This window comes from Franconibacter sp. IITDAS19 (genome assembly GCF_023079515.1).
GTDB classification, from domain to species: domain Bacteria; phylum Pseudomonadota; class Gammaproteobacteria; order Enterobacterales; family Enterobacteriaceae; genus Franconibacter; species Franconibacter pulveris.
The window spans coordinates 181,220-197,978 of sequence record NZ_JALJCP010000008.1 but is presented as its reverse complement, the minus strand read 5'-3'; the positions used below and the strand labels follow the sequence as shown (position 1 = coordinate 197,978).

At 56.3% G+C, this 16,759-nt stretch carries 14 protein-coding genes; all 14 read left to right on the top strand.

The annotated features are described in order from the left end of the window. Positions 1-12: 12 nt before the first annotated feature. The 14 genes from wcaE to galF all read left to right on the top strand — a co-directional run bounded on the left by wcaE (position 13) and on the right by galF (position 16,414). The gene (gene wcaE, locus MT962_RS18140; RefSeq protein WP_024555774.1) at positions 13-765 is read left to right on the top strand and encodes a colanic acid biosynthesis glycosyltransferase WcaE; all 753 of its coding nucleotides are present in this window, start codon (positions 13-15) and stop codon (positions 763-765) included. Between the two features lie 23 nt (positions 766-788). Beyond that, the gene (wcaF, locus tag MT962_RS18135) at positions 789-1,388 is read left to right on the top strand and encodes a colanic acid biosynthesis acetyltransferase WcaF (protein ID WP_024561256.1); all 600 of its coding nucleotides are present in this window, start codon (positions 789-791) and stop codon (positions 1,386-1,388) included. Between the two features lie 147 nt (positions 1,389-1,535). After that, complete coding sequence (gene gmd, locus MT962_RS18130; RefSeq protein ID WP_024555776.1) at positions 1,536-2,657, top strand: GDP-mannose 4,6-dehydratase; 1,122 nt, start codon at positions 1,536-1,538, stop codon at positions 2,655-2,657. Between the two features lie 2 nt (positions 2,658-2,659). Next, positions 2,660-3,625: a GDP-L-fucose synthase gene (locus MT962_RS18125; RefSeq protein ID WP_024561255.1), complete on the top strand. Its 966-nt coding sequence runs from the start codon at positions 2,660-2,662 to the stop codon at positions 3,623-3,625. Between the two features lie 3 nt (positions 3,626-3,628). Beyond that, complete coding sequence (locus MT962_RS18120; protein WP_247366170.1) at positions 3,629-4,108, top strand: GDP-mannose mannosyl hydrolase; 480 nt, start codon at positions 3,629-3,631, stop codon at positions 4,106-4,108. Beyond that, a complete protein-coding gene (gene wcaI / locus MT962_RS18115) occupies positions 4,105-5,328 on the top strand; it encodes a colanic acid biosynthesis fucosyltransferase WcaI (protein WP_247366169.1) in 1,224 nt (407 codons plus the stop codon). The genes MT962_RS18120 and wcaI overlap by 4 nt, the downstream gene beginning before the upstream one ends. Positions 5,329-5,331: 3 nt before the next feature. Continuing rightward, the gene (gene cpsB / locus MT962_RS18110) at positions 5,332-6,774 is read left to right on the top strand and encodes a mannose-1-phosphate guanyltransferase (RefSeq protein WP_024555780.1); all 1,443 of its coding nucleotides are present in this window, start codon (positions 5,332-5,334) and stop codon (positions 6,772-6,774) included. A 172-nt stretch (positions 6,775-6,946) separates the two neighbouring features. Continuing rightward, on the top strand, positions 6,947-8,317 hold the full coding sequence (gene cpsG / locus MT962_RS18105) for a colanic acid biosynthesis phosphomannomutase CpsG (RefSeq protein ID WP_247366168.1): 1,371 nt from the start codon (positions 6,947-6,949) through the stop codon (positions 8,315-8,317). A gap of 185 nt (positions 8,318-8,502) precedes the next feature. After that, a complete protein-coding gene (gene wcaJ, locus MT962_RS18100) occupies positions 8,503-9,897 on the top strand; it encodes an undecaprenyl-phosphate glucose phosphotransferase (RefSeq protein ID WP_024555782.1) in 1,395 nt (464 codons plus the stop codon). 9 nt (positions 9,898-9,906) lie between these two features. Continuing rightward, on the top strand, positions 9,907-11,385 hold the full coding sequence (locus MT962_RS18095; protein WP_024561396.1) for an MOP flippase family protein: 1,479 nt from the start codon (positions 9,907-9,909) through the stop codon (positions 11,383-11,385). Positions 11,386-11,424: 39 nt separating this feature from the next. Continuing rightward, the gene (gene wcaK, locus MT962_RS18090) at positions 11,425-12,705 is read left to right on the top strand and encodes a colanic acid biosynthesis pyruvyl transferase WcaK (protein WP_247366167.1); all 1,281 of its coding nucleotides are present in this window, start codon (positions 11,425-11,427) and stop codon (positions 12,703-12,705) included. Continuing rightward, positions 12,702-13,922, top strand: coding sequence for a colanic acid biosynthesis glycosyltransferase WcaL (wcaL, locus tag MT962_RS18085; protein ID WP_024555785.1), 1,221 nt, complete (start codon positions 12,702-12,704; stop codon positions 13,920-13,922). Before wcaK ends, wcaL begins: the two co-directional genes overlap by 4 nt. A gap of 13 nt (positions 13,923-13,935) precedes the next feature. After that, on the top strand, positions 13,936-15,351 hold the full coding sequence (gene wcaM / locus MT962_RS18080) for a colanic acid biosynthesis protein WcaM (protein ID WP_024555786.1): 1,416 nt from the start codon (positions 13,936-13,938) through the stop codon (positions 15,349-15,351). Positions 15,352-15,523: 172 nt separating this feature from the next. Continuing rightward, complete coding sequence (gene galF / locus MT962_RS18075; RefSeq protein WP_007869151.1) at positions 15,524-16,414, top strand: UTP--glucose-1-phosphate uridylyltransferase GalF; 891 nt, start codon at positions 15,524-15,526, stop codon at positions 16,412-16,414. The last annotated feature ends 345 nt before the right edge of the window (positions 16,415-16,759 follow it).

Below are 16,759 nucleotides of genomic sequence, written 5' to 3'. Positions count from 1 at the left end.
AGGTCAGCCATGATGCTTTTGAGTGTAATTACTGTCGCCTGGCGCAATTACGAAGGGGTGGTGAAAACCTGGCAGTCGCTGGCCCATCTGGCGAAAGCCAAAGGGATTGAATTTGAATGGATTGTCGTCGATGGCGGCTCTAACGACGGTACTGAGGAATTTCTGAAAAATCTGCACGGCCAATATAATTTACGCTACGTTAGCGAAAAGGATAAAGGCATTTATGATGCCATGAATAAAGGCATCGCAATGGCTAAAGGCCGTTACGCTATTTTTCTGAATTCCGGCGACGTGTTTCATTCGGAAGTGGCGGAGGTCGCGCATCAACTCGCCGCTACGCCGACCACTGAACGCGCTATGTATATTGGCGACGCGCTGCTCGATTTTGGCGATGGCAATAAAGTGCGCCGCGGCGCGAAACATGGCTGGTATATTTATCACAGCCTGCCAGCCAGCCATCAGGCTATCTTCTTTCCGGTAGAAGGGCTGCGCAATTATCCTTATGACCTGCAATATAAAGTCTCATCCGATTACGCTTTAACCGCTCGTCTCTATAAAGCAGGCTACGGTTTTAAAAAATTAAAAGGTCTGGTTTCGGAATTTTCGATGGGCGGCGTGTCAACCTCGAATAATCTGGAATTATGCCGCGACGCCAGAAATGTTCAGCGTAAAATATTAGGCGTGCCCGGCTTCTGGGCGGAATTATCTTATTTATTGCGCCTGCGTACGACCGGCAAAGCCAAGGCGATGTATCACAAAGCATAACGCCTGAAGCATAAGGAAAAACTATGCAGGATTTAAGCGGATTCTCGGTGCCGAAAGGCTTCCGGGGCGGGCACCCTATTAAGGTTCAACTGTGGTGGGCGGTTCAGGCGACATTATTTGCCTGGTCCCCGCAAGTGCTTTATCGCTGGCGCGCCTTTTTATTACGGCTTTTTGGCGCGCGAATCGGCAAAGGGGTGGTTATTCGCCCTTCGGTAAAAATAACGTACCCCTGGAAATTAACGCTTGGGGATTATGCCTGGGTCGGCGACGACGCCGTTTTATATACCCTTGGCGATATTACCATCGGAGCCAATTCGGTGGTTTCGCAGAAATGTTATCTCTGCACCGGCAGCCACGACTATATGTCAGACCATTTCGATATTAACGCCACGCCAATTGTGATTGGCGAGAAATGCTGGCTGGCGACAGATGTTTTTGTCGCCCCTGGCGTGACCATTGGCGACGGCACGGTTGTCGGCGCCAGAAGCAGCGTATTTAAGCCGCTGCCGGCGAATGTGATTTGTCGCGGCAACCCGGCGCACATCGTTCGCGAGCGGGTGGCGCAAACCACCCCCCTGGATCCTCTCCATCAGGAGCGGAAGAAAGCGGCGGGCATGAATTAACGCGGCGGCGTCACGCCGCCAGATAAGAAAGATTTTCCCCTCTCCAGGCGAGAGGGCCTGAGTAAGGGGAACAGGCGACTGAACCCTGAATGATTAACGAGCCTGGTGGGCAGGCAAGGTCCGATTTAAACAGAGGAAATAGACATTATGAGTAAAGTTGCTCTCATTACCGGCGTAACCGGACAAGACGGCTCTTATCTGGCTGAGTTCCTGCTTGAGAAAGGCTATGAAGTACACGGCATCAAGCGTCGCGCCTCATCGTTCAACACCGAGCGCGTTGACCATATCTATCAGGATCCGCACGCCGCTAACCCGAAATTCCACCTGCATTACGGCGACCTGACTGATACGTCTAACCTGACCCGCATCCTGCAGGAAGTGCAGCCGGATGAAGTGTACAACCTGGGGGCAATGAGCCACGTAGCGGTCTCTTTTGAATCGCCGGAATACACCGCGGATGTAGACGCCATCGGCACCCTGCGCCTGCTGGAAGCCATCCGTTTCCTGGGTCTTGAGAAGAAAACGCGCTTCTACCAGGCCTCTACTTCTGAGCTGTATGGTCTGGTGCAGGAGATCCCGCAGAAAGAGACCACGCCGTTCTACCCGCGCTCCCCGTATGCGGTGGCCAAACTTTACGCTTACTGGATTACCGTCAACTACCGCGAATCCTACGGCATGTACGCCTGCAACGGCATCCTGTTCAACCACGAATCTCCGCGTCGCGGCGAGACGTTCGTTACCCGCAAAATCACCCGCGCAATCGCCAACATCGCCCAGGGCCTCGAGTCTTGCCTGCACCTTGGCAACATGGACTCCCTGCGTGACTGGGGCCATGCCAAAGACTACGTGAAAATGCAGTGGATGATGCTGCAGCAAGAGCAGCCGGAAGATTTCGTTATCGCCACCGGCGTGCAGTACTCCGTTCGCCAGTTTGTCGAAATGGCCGCCGCACAGCTTGGCATCAAACTGCGCTTTGAAGGCAAAGGCGTGGAAGAAAAAGGCATCGTGGTTTCTGTAACCGGCCATGACGCGCCGGGCGTAAAACCGGGCGACGTTATCGTTCAGGTTGACCCGCGCTACTTCCGTCCGGCTGAAGTGGAAACCCTGCTCGGCGACCCGACCAAAGCGCATGAAAAACTGGGCTGGAAACCGGAAATCACGCTGCAGGAGATGGTTTCTGAGATGGTAGCCAAAGATCTTGAAGCGGCCAAAAAACACTCGCTGCTCAAATCTCACGGCTACGAGGTGGCCATCGCGCTGGAGTCCTGAGGATGAAGAAACAACGTGTTTTTGTCGCCGGCCACCGTGGAATGGTGGGCTCGGCCATCGTCCGCCAGCTTGAGCAGCGCGACGACGTTGAACTGGTTCTTAAGGGGCGCGACGAGCTGAACCTGCTGGACGGCGCGGCGGTGGATGCTTTCTTCGCCGACGCGAAGCTCGATCAGGTTTACCTGGCGGCGGCGAAAGTGGGCGGCATTGTCGCTAACAACACTTACCCGGCGGATTTCATCTACGAGAACATGATGATTGAGAGCAACATTATTCACGCGGCGCATAAGCATGACGTGAATAAGCTGCTGTTCCTCGGTTCATCGTGCATCTATCCGAAGATGGCGAACCAGCCGATTAAAGAGAGCGAGCTGCTGCAGGGCACGCTTGAGCCGACCAACGAGCCGTACGCTATCGCCAAGATAGCGGGCATCAAGCTGTGCGAGTCTTACAACCGCCAGTATGGCCGTGATTATCGCTCCGTGATGCCGACCAACCTCTACGGGCCGAACGATAACTTCCACCCGAGCAACTCGCACGTGATCCCGGCGCTGCTCAGACGCTTCCACGAGGCGACGCAGGAGAACGCGGCCGACGTGGTGGTCTGGGGCAGCGGCACGCCGATGCGCGAATTCCTGCATGTGGATGATATGGCGGCCGCCAGCATTCACGTGATGGAGCTGGCGCATGAGGTGTGGCTGGAAAATACCGAGCCGATGCTTTCTCACATCAACGTCGGCACCGGCGTGGACTGCACCATTCGCGAACTGGCGCAAACCATCGCCAAAGTGGTGGGCTACAAGGGCCGCGTGGTGTTCGACGCCTCGAAACCGGACGGCACGCCGCGCAAGCTGCTGGACGTGACGCGTTTGCACAGCCTGGGCTGGTATCACGAGATAACCCTGGAGGCGGGCCTCGCCAGCACTTACCAGTGGTTCCTTGAAAACCAGCACCGGTTCCGGGGGTAAGCGATGTTTTTAAGCCAGGAAGACTTTGCCACCGTGGTGCGTTCCACGCCGCTCATCTCCATCGATTTGATCGTGGAGAACGAGCGCGGGGAGTTCCTGCTGGGCAAACGCACCAACCGACCGGCGCAGGGCTACTGGTTTGTGCCGGGCGGGCGCGTGCAGAAGGACGAACCGCTCGCGCTCGCCTTTGAGCGCCTGACGCAGGCCGAGCTCGGCAAGCGTTTCGCCATGGAAGAAGGGGAGTTTTACGGCGTCTGGCAACATTTTTACGACGACAACTTCTCCGGGAAGGATTTCTCCACGCACTACATCGTGCTGGGCTTTCGCCTGCGGGTGAAAGAGGCGGCGTTAACGCTGCCGACCGAACAGCACAATGCCTACCGCTGGATGAAGCCCGAACAGCTTACGGTAAGCGAAGAGGTGCATGACAACAGCCGCGCCTATTTCCTTCCCGAACGCAAGGCGGAGGTGCCGGGGCTATGAAGATCCTGGTCTACGGCATCAACTACTCGCCGGAGCTGACCGGCATCGGTAAGTACACCGGCGAGATGGTGGAATGGATGGCCCGTCAGGGCCATGAGGTGCGGGTCATTACCGCACCCCCTTATTACCCGCAGTGGCAGGTGGGGGAGAATTACTCCGCCTGGCGCTACCGCAAAGAGCAGGGCGCCGCCACCGTCTGGCGCTGCCCGCTTTATGTGCCGAAGCAGCCTTCGACGCTGAAGCGTTTGATTCACCTGGGCAGCTTTGCGGTGAGTTCGTTCTTCCCGCTGCTGGCGCAGCGCAACTGGAAGCCGGACCGCATTATCGGCGTGGTGCCGACGCTGTTCTGTACGCCGGGCATGCGCCTGCTGGCGAAGCTCTCCGGCGCGAAAACGCTGCTGCATATTCAGGATTACGAAGTGGACGCCATGCTGGGCCTTGGCATGGCGGGCAAGGGAAAAGGCGGCAAAATCGCCCGTCTGGCGACCCGCTTTGAGCGCAGCGGCCTGCATAACGTGGACAACGTCTCGACCATCTCTCGTTCAATGATGAATAAAGCCAGAGAGAAGGGCGTGCCGCAAGAGCGCGTGATTTTCTTCCCCAACTGGTCGGAAGTATCCCGTTTTCGCGACGTGACGCAGGAAGAAGCCGCAACGCTTCGCCAGCAGCTTGGCCTGCCAGCGGATAAAAAAATCATTCTTTACTCCGGCAACATCGGGGAGAAACAGGGGCTGGAAACCGCCATTGAAGCGGCGGAACGCCTGAAAGATAAGCCCTGGGAATTTGTGATAGTAGGTCAGGGCGGCGGCAAGGTGCGCCTTGAAAAGATGGCGGCGGAGCGAGGCCTTTCTAACGTGCGTTTCTTCCCGCTTCAGCCTTATGACGCCCTGCCGGCGCTGCTAAAGATGGCCGACTGCCATCTGGTGATTCAAAAGCGCGGCGCGGCGGACGCGGTGCTGCCTTCCAAACTCACCAACATTCTGGCGGTGGGCGGCAATGCGGTGATTACCGCAGAAAACGAAACCGAGCTCGGCCAGCTTTGCCTGAACTACCCGGGCATCGCCGTCTGCGTGGAGCCGGAATCAACACCCGCCCTGGCGCAGGGCATCGAAGCCTGTCTGGAGCTTCCCAAATTCAACACGGTGGCACGTGAATATGCCGAACGCACGCTCGAAAAAGAGAACGTGTTAAGTCAATTTATTGCTGATATTCGGGGTTAAGCCATGAGTCAGTCGACACTCTACCCAGTCATTATGGCAGGCGGCTCCGGCAGCCGTCTGTGGCCGCTCTCCCGCGTGCTTTACCCAAAACAGTTCCTCTGCCTGAAAGGGGAGCTGACCATGCTGCAGGCGACCATTGCTCGCTTAAACGGCGTGCAGTGCGAAAGCCCGGTGGTTATCTGCAACGAACAGCACCGTTTTATCGTCGCCGAACAGCTGCGCGAGCTGAACAAGCTGACTGAAAACATCATTCTTGAACCCGCCGGGCGCAACACCGCGCCGGCCATCGCCCTGGCGGCGCTGGCGGCGAAGCGCAACAGCCCGGACAGCGACCCGCTGATGCTGGTGCTGGCGGCGGATCACGTCATTCAGAACGAAGAGGCGTTTCGCGACGCGGTGCGCGCGGCGATGCCGTTCGCCGAGAGCGGCAAGCTGGTGACGTTCGGCATCGTGCCGGATCAGCCGGAAACGGGCTATGGCTATATTCGCCGCGGCGAGGTGGTCAACCCCGAGCAGAATGTCGACGCCGTGGCCTTCAGCGTGGCGCAGTTTGTGGAAAAACCGAATCTGGAAACCGCCCGCGCTTACGTTAATACCGGCGAATACTACTGGAACAGCGGCATGTTCCTGTTCCGCGCGGGGCGTTATCTCGAAGAGCTTAACAAGTACCGCCCGGACATTCTGGACGCGTGTGAAAAAGCGATGCGCGCCGTTGACCCGGATCTCGACTTTATTCGTGTGGATGAGGCCGCCTTCCTGGCCTGCCCGGAAGAGTCGGTGGACTATGCGGTGATGGAAAAAACCGCCGACGCGGTGGTGGTGCCGATGGACGCCGGCTGGAGCGATGTCGGCTCCTGGTCGTCGCTGTGGGAGATCTCCAGCCGCACGCCGGAGGGCAACGTTCATCACGGCGACGTCATCAGCCACAACACCGAGAACAGCTACGTCTATGCCGAATCGGGTCTGGTGACCACGGTGGGCGTAAAAGACCTGGTGGTGGTGCAGACCAAAGACGCGGTGCTGATAGCCGATCGCAACCACGTGCAGGATGTGAAAAAAGTGGTGGAGCAGATAAAGCAGGACGGCCGCCGTGAGCACCATATCCACCGCGAGGTTTACCGTCCATGGGGCAAATATGACTCCATCGACGAGGGCGACCGCTATCAGGTGAAACGCATCACCGTGAAGCCGGGCGAGGGCCTCTCGCTGCAAATGCATCATCACCGCGCTGAACACTGGATTGTGGTGGCGGGCACCGCGAAGGTCACCATCAACGACGAGGTGACGCTGCTTGGCGAGAACGAGTCGATTTACATTCCGCTTGGCGCCACCCACTGCCTGGAAAACCCGGGAAAAATTCCCCTCGACCTGATTGAAGTGCGCTCCGGCGCTTACCTGGAAGAGGACGACGTGGTGCGGTTCGCAGACCGCTATGGCCGCGTCTGATCCCGCTTTGTTTTTCACGCCGCAGGCGCGCTGACCGCCCTTGCGCGCCGGGCGCGTGGCGGACCATGCGCCCGGGAGTGCACGCGGCTGCCGCCTGTCCGCAACGTGAAAACCGCAGGCAGACGCCTTACTGATTTGGATTTTCCGAAAAAAGATTAACCAAGAGATAAAAATGGAAAAGTTAACCTGTTTTAAAGCCTATGACATTCGCGGCCGTCTTGGCGAGGAGCTGAACGAAGATATCGCCTGGCGCATCGGCCGCGCCTATGGCGAATTCCTGAAACCGAAAACCATTGTGCTGGGCGGCGACGTGCGCCTGACCAGCGAGGCGCTCAAGCTGGCGCTGGCGAAAGGGCTGCAGGATGCGGGCGTCGACGTGCTGGATATCGGGCTTTCCGGCACCGAGGAGATCTATTTCGCCACGTTCCATCTGGGCGTGGACGGCGGCATTGAAGTGACCGCCAGCCACAACCCGATGGACTATAACGGCATGAAGCTGGTGCGCGAGGGCGCACGCCCGATCAGCGGCGACACCGGGCTTCGTGACGTGCAGCGTCTCGCCGAGGCCAACGACTTCCCGCCGGTAAACGAGGCGAAGCGCGGCGGCTATAAACGCATCGACCTGCGCGAGGCCTATATCGACCATCTGTTCTCCTATATCGACGTGAACAACCTCAGGCCGCTGAAACTGGTCATTAACTCTGGCAACGGCGCGGCGGGCCCGGTGGTGGACGCTATTGAAGCGCGTCTGAAGGCGATGAACGCGCCGGTGAGCTTTATCAAGGTGCACAACACGCCGGACGGCAACTTCCCGAACGGCATTCCCAACCCGCTGCTGCCGGAATGCCGCGACGACACCCGCAACGCGGTTATCGAACACGGCGCCGACATGGGCATCGCCTTTGACGGCGACTTCGACCGCTGCTTCCTGTTCGACGAAACCGGGCAGTTTATCGAGGGCTACTACATTGTCGGCCTGCTGGCGGAAGCCTTCCTCGAAAAACACCCCGGCGCGAAAATCATTCACGACCCCCGTCTTTCCTGGAACACCGTGGACGTGGTGAAGGCCGCTGGCGGCACGCCGGTGATGTCGAAAACCGGCCACGCCTTTATCAAGGAGCGCATGCGCCATGAAGACGCCATCTACGGCGGTGAGATGAGCGCGCATCACTACTTCCGCGATTTTGCCTACTGCGACAGCGGGATGATCCCGTGGCTGCTGGTCACCGAACTGCTGTGCCTGAAAGGCCAGACGCTCGGCGAACTGGTTCGCGATCGCATGGCGGCGTTCCCGGCGAGCGGTGAAATCAACAGCAAACTGGCGGAGCCGGCGGCGGCGATTGCGCGTGTGGAAACGCATTTTGCCCCGCAGGCGGACAGCATTGATCGCACCGACGGCATCAGCATGGAATTTACCGGCTGGCGCTTCAACCTGCGCAGCTCCAACACCGAACCGGTGGTGCGCCTGAACGTGGAGTCCCGCGGCGACACGGAACTCATGCAGGCTAAAACGCAGGAGATCCTGGCGCTGCTGAATCAGTAACCAGGCGGTAGAACCTTCGCCCCGGCAGCAAAAGGGGAGAGCGCCTTCTGTAGCGAGGGATAAAAGAATCACGGTCCCGCAAGGGGCTAAAGGAACAACCTCCTCCCGGTGCATGGGAGGAGAAGAGGAGGGGCATTAAGGTGAGATCGCTTAACAGCGCCTTTGGGCGCCCTACAGGTACGACGATGGCAAATCTAAAAAAGCGCGAACGAGCTAAAACGAATGCATCGTTAATCTCCATGGTGCAACGGTTCTCTGATATCACCATCATGTTCACCGGGCTATGGCTGGTGTGCCGGCTCAGTGGGTTGCCTTTCTTCTATATGCATCTGCTGATGGCGCTGATAGCCCTTGTGGTATTTCAGATGATTGGCGGCATGACCGACTTCTACCGCTCCTGGCGCGGCGTGAAGATATCAACCGAACTGTTGCTGCTATTGCAAAACTGGACGCTGGCGCTCGTTTTCAGCGCTGGCCTGCTGGCCTTTAACGATGATTTTAACGTCAGCTTCGGCACTTACCTCGCCTGGTATCTGCTTTCCAGCGTCGGCATGGTGGTATGCCGCTCCTGTATTCGCATCGGCGCGGGCTGGCTGCGCAACCACGGCTACAACACCCGTCGGGTGGCGATTGCCGGGCCGTTGCCGGTAGGCCAGGAGCTGGCGGAAAGCTTTCGCAACGAGCCGTGGCTGGGCTTTGAGGTGATGGGCGTTTATCACGACCCGCTGCCGGACGGCGTGCCGTCGCAGTGGGCAGGCACCACGGAACAGCTGGTGGAAGATGCGAAAGCGGGAAAAATTCATAACGTCTATATCGCGATGTCGATGAACGACGCCGCGAGCATCAAAAAGCTGGTGCGCGATCTCTCCGATACCACCTGCTCGGTGATGATGATCCCGGATGTATTCACCTTCAATATCCTGCACTCGCGTCTTGATGAAGTGAACGGCGTGCCGGTGGTACCGCTGTTTGACACGCCGCTTTCGGGCATTAACCGCGTACTCAAGCGCATTGAGGACATCATTCTCTCGTCCTTAATCCTGCTGCTGATTTCGCCGGTGCTGCTGTGCATCGCGGTGGCGGTGAAAGTGAGCTCGCCAGGCCCGATTATTTTCCGCCAGACCCGCTACGGGATGGACGGCAAGCCGATTAAGGTCTGGAAGTTCCGCTCTATGCGGGTGATGGAGAACGACGCGGTCGTAGTGCAGGCGACGCAGAACGATCCGCGCGTCACCAAAGTGGGCAGTTTCCTGCGCCGTACTTCGCTTGATGAGTTGCCGCAGTTTATTAATGTGCTCACCGGCGGCATGTCGATTGTCGGCCCGCGCCCGCATGCGGTCGCGCATAACGAGCAGTATCGTGCGCTGATTGAAGGTTACATGCTGCGTCATAAAGTGAAGCCAGGCATCACCGGCTGGGCGCAGATCAACGGCTGGCGCGGCGAGACGGATACTCTGGAGAAGATGGAAAAACGTGTCGAATTTGACCTCGAGTATATTCGCGAGTGGAGCCTGTGGCTTGATATCAAAATCGTCTTTCTCACTATCTTCAAAGGCTTTGTGAACAAAGCGGCATATTAAGGATTTGTCATGAGCCTCAGAGAAAAAACCATCAGCGGCGCCAAATGGTCCGCTATTTCCACCGTCATCATCATCGCCCTCGGCTTGTTGCAGATGACGTGGCTGGCCCGCCTGATGGATAACCACCAGTTCGGGTTGCTGACCATTTCGCTTGTGATAATCGCCCTTGCCGATACGCTTTCCGACTTCGGTATCGCCAACTCGATTATCCAGCGTAAAGAGATTAGCCATCTTGAGTTAACAACCCTCTACTGGCTAAACGTCGGGCTTGGCGTGCTGGTGTGCGTGGTGGTTTTCTCGCTGAGCGGCGTTATCGCCGCGCTGCTGCATAACCCGGATCTCGCGCCGCTTATCAAAACGCTGGCCTTTGCTTTTGTGGTCATCCCCCACGGTCAGCAATTCCGCGCCCTGATGCAAAAGGAGCTGGAATTTAACAAGATAGGCATGATAGAGACGCTGGCGGTGCTGTCGGGCTTTACCTTCACGGTGATTAGCGCGCATTACTGGCCGGTGGCGATGACAGCGATTATCGGTTATCTGGTCAATACCGTGGTGCGCACCGCGCTGTTTGGTTTTGCTGGACGTAAAATCTACCGCCCGGGGCTGCACTTCTCGCTCCCTTCTGTTGCCTCTAACCTCAAGTTTGGCGCGTGGCTCACTGCCGACAGCGTAGTGAACTACATCAACACCAACCTCTCGACGCTGGTGCTGGCGCGAATTCTTGGCGCGGGTGCGGCCGGGGGCTTTAACCTTGCCTATAACCTGGCGGTAGTCCCGCCTGCCAAGCTCAACCCGATTATTACCCGCGTGCTGTTCCCGGCTTTCGCCAAAATTCAGGACGATACCGAGAAACTGCGCGTGAACTATTACAAACTCATCTCCATGGTGGGGATTATTAACTTCCCGGCGCTGCTGGGGCTGCTGGTGGTTGCCGACTCTTTCGTGCGGGTGGTGTTCGGCGAGCGCTGGCTGTTTATTACGCCGGTGCTGCAACTGCTGTGCATCGTCGGGCTGCTGCGCGCCATCGGCAACCCTATCGGCTCGCTGCTGATGGCGAAAGCGCGCATGGATATCAGCTTTAAATTCAACCTGTTTAAAACGGTGCTGTTTGTGCCCGCCATTATCGTCGGCGGTCATATGGGCGGCGTTTTGGGCGTGACCATCGGCTTTTTGTCGGTGCAGATAATTAATACCGTACTGACCTATTTTGTTCTTATTAAACCGATACTTGGACCGAGTTATCGCGACTACATTTACAGCATCTGGTTACCTTTCCGCTTATCTTTGCCCACCGTTCTGGTGAGCGGCGGGCTGGGGTATTTCCTCCCGGGGCAACTCCCTTTCGCGGCGTTGCTAATTCTTCAGGTGGTTGCTGGCGTCGCGGCATTTGCGCTGACCTTGCTTTTTTCTCGTGAACCGCTGGTGCTTGAGATTAAGCGACAGCTGTGCCGTAGCGACAAGTTGAAAGCCTTATTGCGCGTGAGCTGAATTTTAAACACGCGCTGTTGTTAAGATGACGAGGTCATAATGAAGATTTTAATTTTGGGTAACCATACCTGCGGTAACCGTGGCGACAGCGCCATTCTCCGCGGCCTGATTGACGCCATCCATTCGCTGGATAAAAGCGTAAAAATCGATGTGATGAGCCGCTACCCGGTAAGCTCCGCAAGCCTGTTAGGCCGCCCGGTAATAAAAGATGGCCTCTATGAACACATGAAAAAGGCGAATAACGCGGCGGGCGTGATGGGCCGCATGAAAAAAGTGCTGCGTCGCAAGTATCAACATAAAGTGTTGCTGGCGAAAGTGACCGAGCGCGGCAAGCTCAGTAAGGTCTCGGTACCGAAAGCGTTTACGGATTTCGTTAATACGCTTGAGCAGTATGACGCCATTATTCAGGTGGGCGGCTCGTTTTTTGTCGACCTGTATGGCGTTTCCCAGTTTGAACATGCGCTGTGCAGCTTTATGGCGAAGAAGCCTATCTACATGATTGGCCACAGCGTTGGGCCGTTCAACGACCCGCAGTTTAACGAAGTGGCTAACCATGTGTTTAGCCATGCCGATGCGCTGGTGCTGCGCGAAACGGTAAGCCGCGATCTGATGGAAAAGTCCGGTATTAATACGGAGAAGGTAGAGCAGGGCGTGGATACCGCCTGGCTGGTGGACCGCGAGGCTAACGATATAACGCTGGAATACGCCGTTGACCACTGGCTGAACGTGATTCGCCAGCGCAAAACCGTGGCGATTACCCTGCGTGACCTCGCGCCGTTCGACAAACGCCTTGGCACTACGCAGCAGGCTTATGAAAAAGCTTTCGCCATTATGGTCAATCAGCTTATCGCCGACGGTTATCAGGTGCTGGCGCTCTCCACCTGTACCGGCATCGACAGCTATAACAAAGATGACCGCATGGTGGCGCTTAAGCTGCAATCCCTGATTGAGCAGCCGGAACACTATCATGTCGTGATGGATGAACTTAACGACCTGGAAATGGGCAAGCTGCTCGGCGCCTGCCAGCTCACTGTTGGCACCCGTCTGCACTCCGCCATTATCTCTATGAACTTCGGCACGCCAGCCATCGCCATCAACTATGAACACAAGTCTGCGGGCATCATGAAGCAGCTCGGCATGCCGGAAATGGCGGTGGAAATTCGCAACCTGCTTGATGGCTCTCTCCAGCAGAAGGTGAGCGAAACGCTAGAGAAGCTGCCGGAGATTAACCAACGCCTGGAGACGGCGGTGCAGGCTGAGCGCGAAAATGGCCTGCGCATGGTGGAGGCTGTGCTGCAACGCGCGCGGGAGGGGAAATGAAGGTTGGTTTCTTCCTGCTAAAATTCCCGGTGGCGTCGGAAACGTTCGTACTCAACCAGATTGTCGCGTTTATCGACATGGGGTATGAGGTGGAGATTGTGGCTCTGCAAAAAGGGGACATGCAGAATACGCACGCGGCCTACACCCAGTACGGCCTTGCGCAAAAAACCACCTGGCTGCTGGATGAGCCCGAAGGCAAGCTGGCGAAGCTGCGCTCGCGGGCGGGCAACACCTTAAAGGGGGCACTGCGCCCCCGCACCTGGAAAGCGTTGGATAAAAAACGCTACGGCGATGAAGCGCGTAACCTGATCCTCTCCGCCATTTGTGGACGGGTAAAAGAGCCGCTCGTGGCCGATGTGTTTATCGCCCATTTCGGCCCGGCAGGCGTTACCGCCGCGAAGCTGCGCGAGCTGGGGATTTTGCAGGGCAAAATCGCTACCGTCTTCCATGGCATCGATATTTCGCACCGCGACGCGCTCGCGCACTACACGCCCGAATATCAACAGCTTTTTCGCCGTGGCGACCTGATGTTGCCCATCAGCGAGCTGTGGGCCAGCCGGCTGAAGGCGATGGGCTGTCCGGACGAGAAAATTGCGGTGTCGCGTATGGGTGTCGACATGGAGAAATTCTCCCTGCGTCCGCTTAAAGTGCCCGGTTCGCCGCTGGAGATTATCTCTGTCGCCCGGCTTACCGAGAAAAAAGGGCTGCATGTGGCGATTGACGCTTGCCGCCTGTTAAAAGCGCGCGGCGTGAACTTTCGTTACAACATTCTGGGTATCGGTCCCTGGGAGCAGCGCCTGCGCGCGCTTATCCAACAACATGATTTGCAGGATCGCGTTTTCATGCCGGGCTTTAAGCCAAGCCATGAGGTGAAAGCGATGCTCGATCAGGCCGATCTCTTCCTGCTGCCTTCCGTCACTGGCGCTGATGGCGATATGGAAGGTATCCCGGTGGCGTTGATGGAGGCGATGGCGGTCGGTATTCCCGTCGTTTCAACCCTGCACAGCGGCATCCCGGAACTTATCGACGCGGGCAAATCGGGCTGGCTGGTGCCGGAGAATGACGCTGCGGCGCTGGCTGAGCGCCTGCAGGCTTTCGCAAGCCTGCAGGAAGCGGAGCTTCGTCCGATGCTAAGCCTCGCCCGCCGCAAAGTGGAAACCGACTTCAATCAGCAGGTCATTTATCGTGAGCTTGCCGGTCTGCTGCAAGCGCTATAGAGCCTGAGGTATCATGCGTAAAGAGATAAAAACTTCACTCCTTCTTTCCCGCCGCTCCCTTCTGCAAGCCAGCTCCGCGCTGGCGCTTCTTCCGCTCTTCCCCTTCGCCGCTCGCGCGCAAAGCCGCGCCGACAGCGTCAGTATTGCCCGGTACAACCGCAACGACATGCCTGCCGCGTTTAAACAGGCTTTCGCCGAGGCGCAGACGGTAGAAGTGCCTGCTGATATGGTGTGCGATAATTTCAACAGCGCCGTCTTTATTCCGGCGGGAAAAACGTTGCTGGTGCGCGGCGGCATCAAGGGCAACGGGAAAGGACGTTTCGTGTTGCAGGATGGCTGTCAGGTTGTGGGAGAGCAGGGCGGCCGCCTGCACAATATTACGCTGGATGTCCGCGGTTCCGATTGTGTTATCAAGGGGATAGACTTAAGCGGTTTCGGCCCGGTAGCGCAGATTTATATCGGCCAGAAGGAGCCGGCTACGATGCGTAACCTCCTGATTGATAACATCACTGTGCACGATGCCAATTACGGCATCCTCCGCCAGGGGTTCCGCGACAAAATGGAGGGCGTGCGCATTACCAATGGCCGCTTTACGCACTTACAGGGCGACGCCATTGAATGGAACGTGGCTATCAACGACAGCGATATCCTTATCTCAGACCATGTGATTGACCATATCGACTGCACCAACGGCAAAATCAACTGGGGGATCGGTATTGGGCTTGCCGGCAGCACCTATGATAACGACTACCCTGAAAGCCAGGCGGTGAAAAACTTCGTTGTGGCAAATATCACCGGCAGTAATTGTCGCCAGCTGGTGCATGTGGAAAACGGCAAACATTTTGTGATTCGCAATATCAAAGCGAAGAATATTAATCACACCTTCAGTAAAAAAGCGGGTATCGATAACGCCACGGTGGCGATTTATGGCTGCGATAACTTTATTATCGATCAAGTAAATATGACCAACAGCGCAGGCATGTTGATTGGTTATGGCGTCGTTAAGGGTAACTACCTTTCCATCCCGCAAAACTTCAAGCTCAACGATATCCACCTCGATAATACCCACATGCCTTATAAGAGCCGGGGCATTCAAATCTCGTCTGGCAACGCGACATCGTTCGTCGCTATCACCAACCTGACGATGAAGCGCGCTACGCTTGAGCTCCATAACAAGCCGCAACATCTTTTCCTCAGAAATGTCAGCGTCATGCAGGATTCCGCCGTTGGCCCGGCGCTAAAAATGCACTTTGATTTGCGCAAGGATGTGCGGGGGCGCTTTATGGCGAAGGAAGATACGCTGCTTTCGCTGGCTGATATTCACGCAATCGATGAAAGAGGCCGGCAGTCGGTAGATATAGATCGGGTGGATCAGCAGCATGTTAGCGCGCAAAGGTTGAATTTTAAGCTGGCGGTAGCCCAGAAGTGAGCCTTTATCAACTTTGCGAGGATTCTGAGTCCTCACCTAATCAAAGCGTCATATTTTATGTAAAGGGAAATTAGTTACACCTCGGTTAAGCGTCAACTTTTGACAATTCATGCTGGCTTTGAGATTCCAACAGTCTATAATTCATCAACCCAATTTTGAGGTGACAGAGTAAATGGTTAATTTGAAAGCGGTAATTCCGGTAGCGGGTTTGGGTATGCACATGCTGCCTGCCACGAAGGCCATTCCGAAAGAAATGCTGCCAATCGTCGATAAGCCAATGATTCAGTACATTGTCGATGAGATTGTGGCTGCAGGCATCAAAGAAATCGTACTGGTGACCCATTCTTCAAAAAACGCAGTGGAAAACCACTTCGACACCTCTTATGAGCTTGAGGCGCTGCTTGAACAGCGCGTTAAGCGTCAGTTGCTGGCGGAAGTTCAGTCTATCTGCCCGCCGGGCGTGACCATTATGAACGTACGTCAGGCGCAGCCGCTTGGCCTTGGCCATTCCATTCTCTGCGCTCGCCCGGTCGTTGGCGATAACCCATTTGTGGTTGTGCTGCCCGATATCATTCTTGACGATGCCACCGCCGACCCGCTGCGCTATAACCTGGCCGCTATGGTGGCGCGTTTCAATGAAACCAGCCGCAGCCAGGTACTGGCGAAACGGATGTCGGGCGATCTTTCCGAGTACTCTGTCATCACTACTCAGGAAGCGCTGGACAGCGAAGGTAAAGTAAGCCGTATCGTTGACTTCATTGAAAAACCGGATCAACCGCAGACGCTGAACTCCGATCTGATGGCCGTTGGCCGTTATGTCCTCTCGGCGGATATCTGGGAAGAGCTGGCGAAAACCGAACCGGGCGCCTGGGGCCGTATCCAGTTGACCGACGCCATTGCGCGCCTCAATGAGAAGCAGCCTGTAGAAGCGATGCTGATGACGGGTGAAAGCTACGACTGCGGCAAGAAAATGGGCTACATGCAGGCGTTTGTAAACTATGGCCTTCGTAACCTGAAAGAAGGTCAGAAGTTTCGCGACAGCATCAAGAAGCTGCTGGCGTAATGGCAATTGCCAGCATTGAGGCTGGCGAGGAAGTTAAAGTGAGAAACGGCAATCTGAGCGTTCGGGTCTGAGACTCAATACTCGTTGCCGTTTTTTTATTAAAGCTTTTAAAACAAAGGATTAAAAGTGGACAGGGGCTTTGTAGAACCAACATTCTTCTTGTTTCTACTGTCCGAAGCGCGCAAAATTAGCATCCATTTAGCGCTAATTATGCAGTAAAACGGTTTTTTTGATGGGAATTCGTGACGGCAAAACCCAAGCCAACCCTCAGTGCACTGGTAGCTGTAGAGCCAGGGGCGGTAGCATTGTTGAAATATTCCTCGAAAACAGTCATGTGTAAAAGTA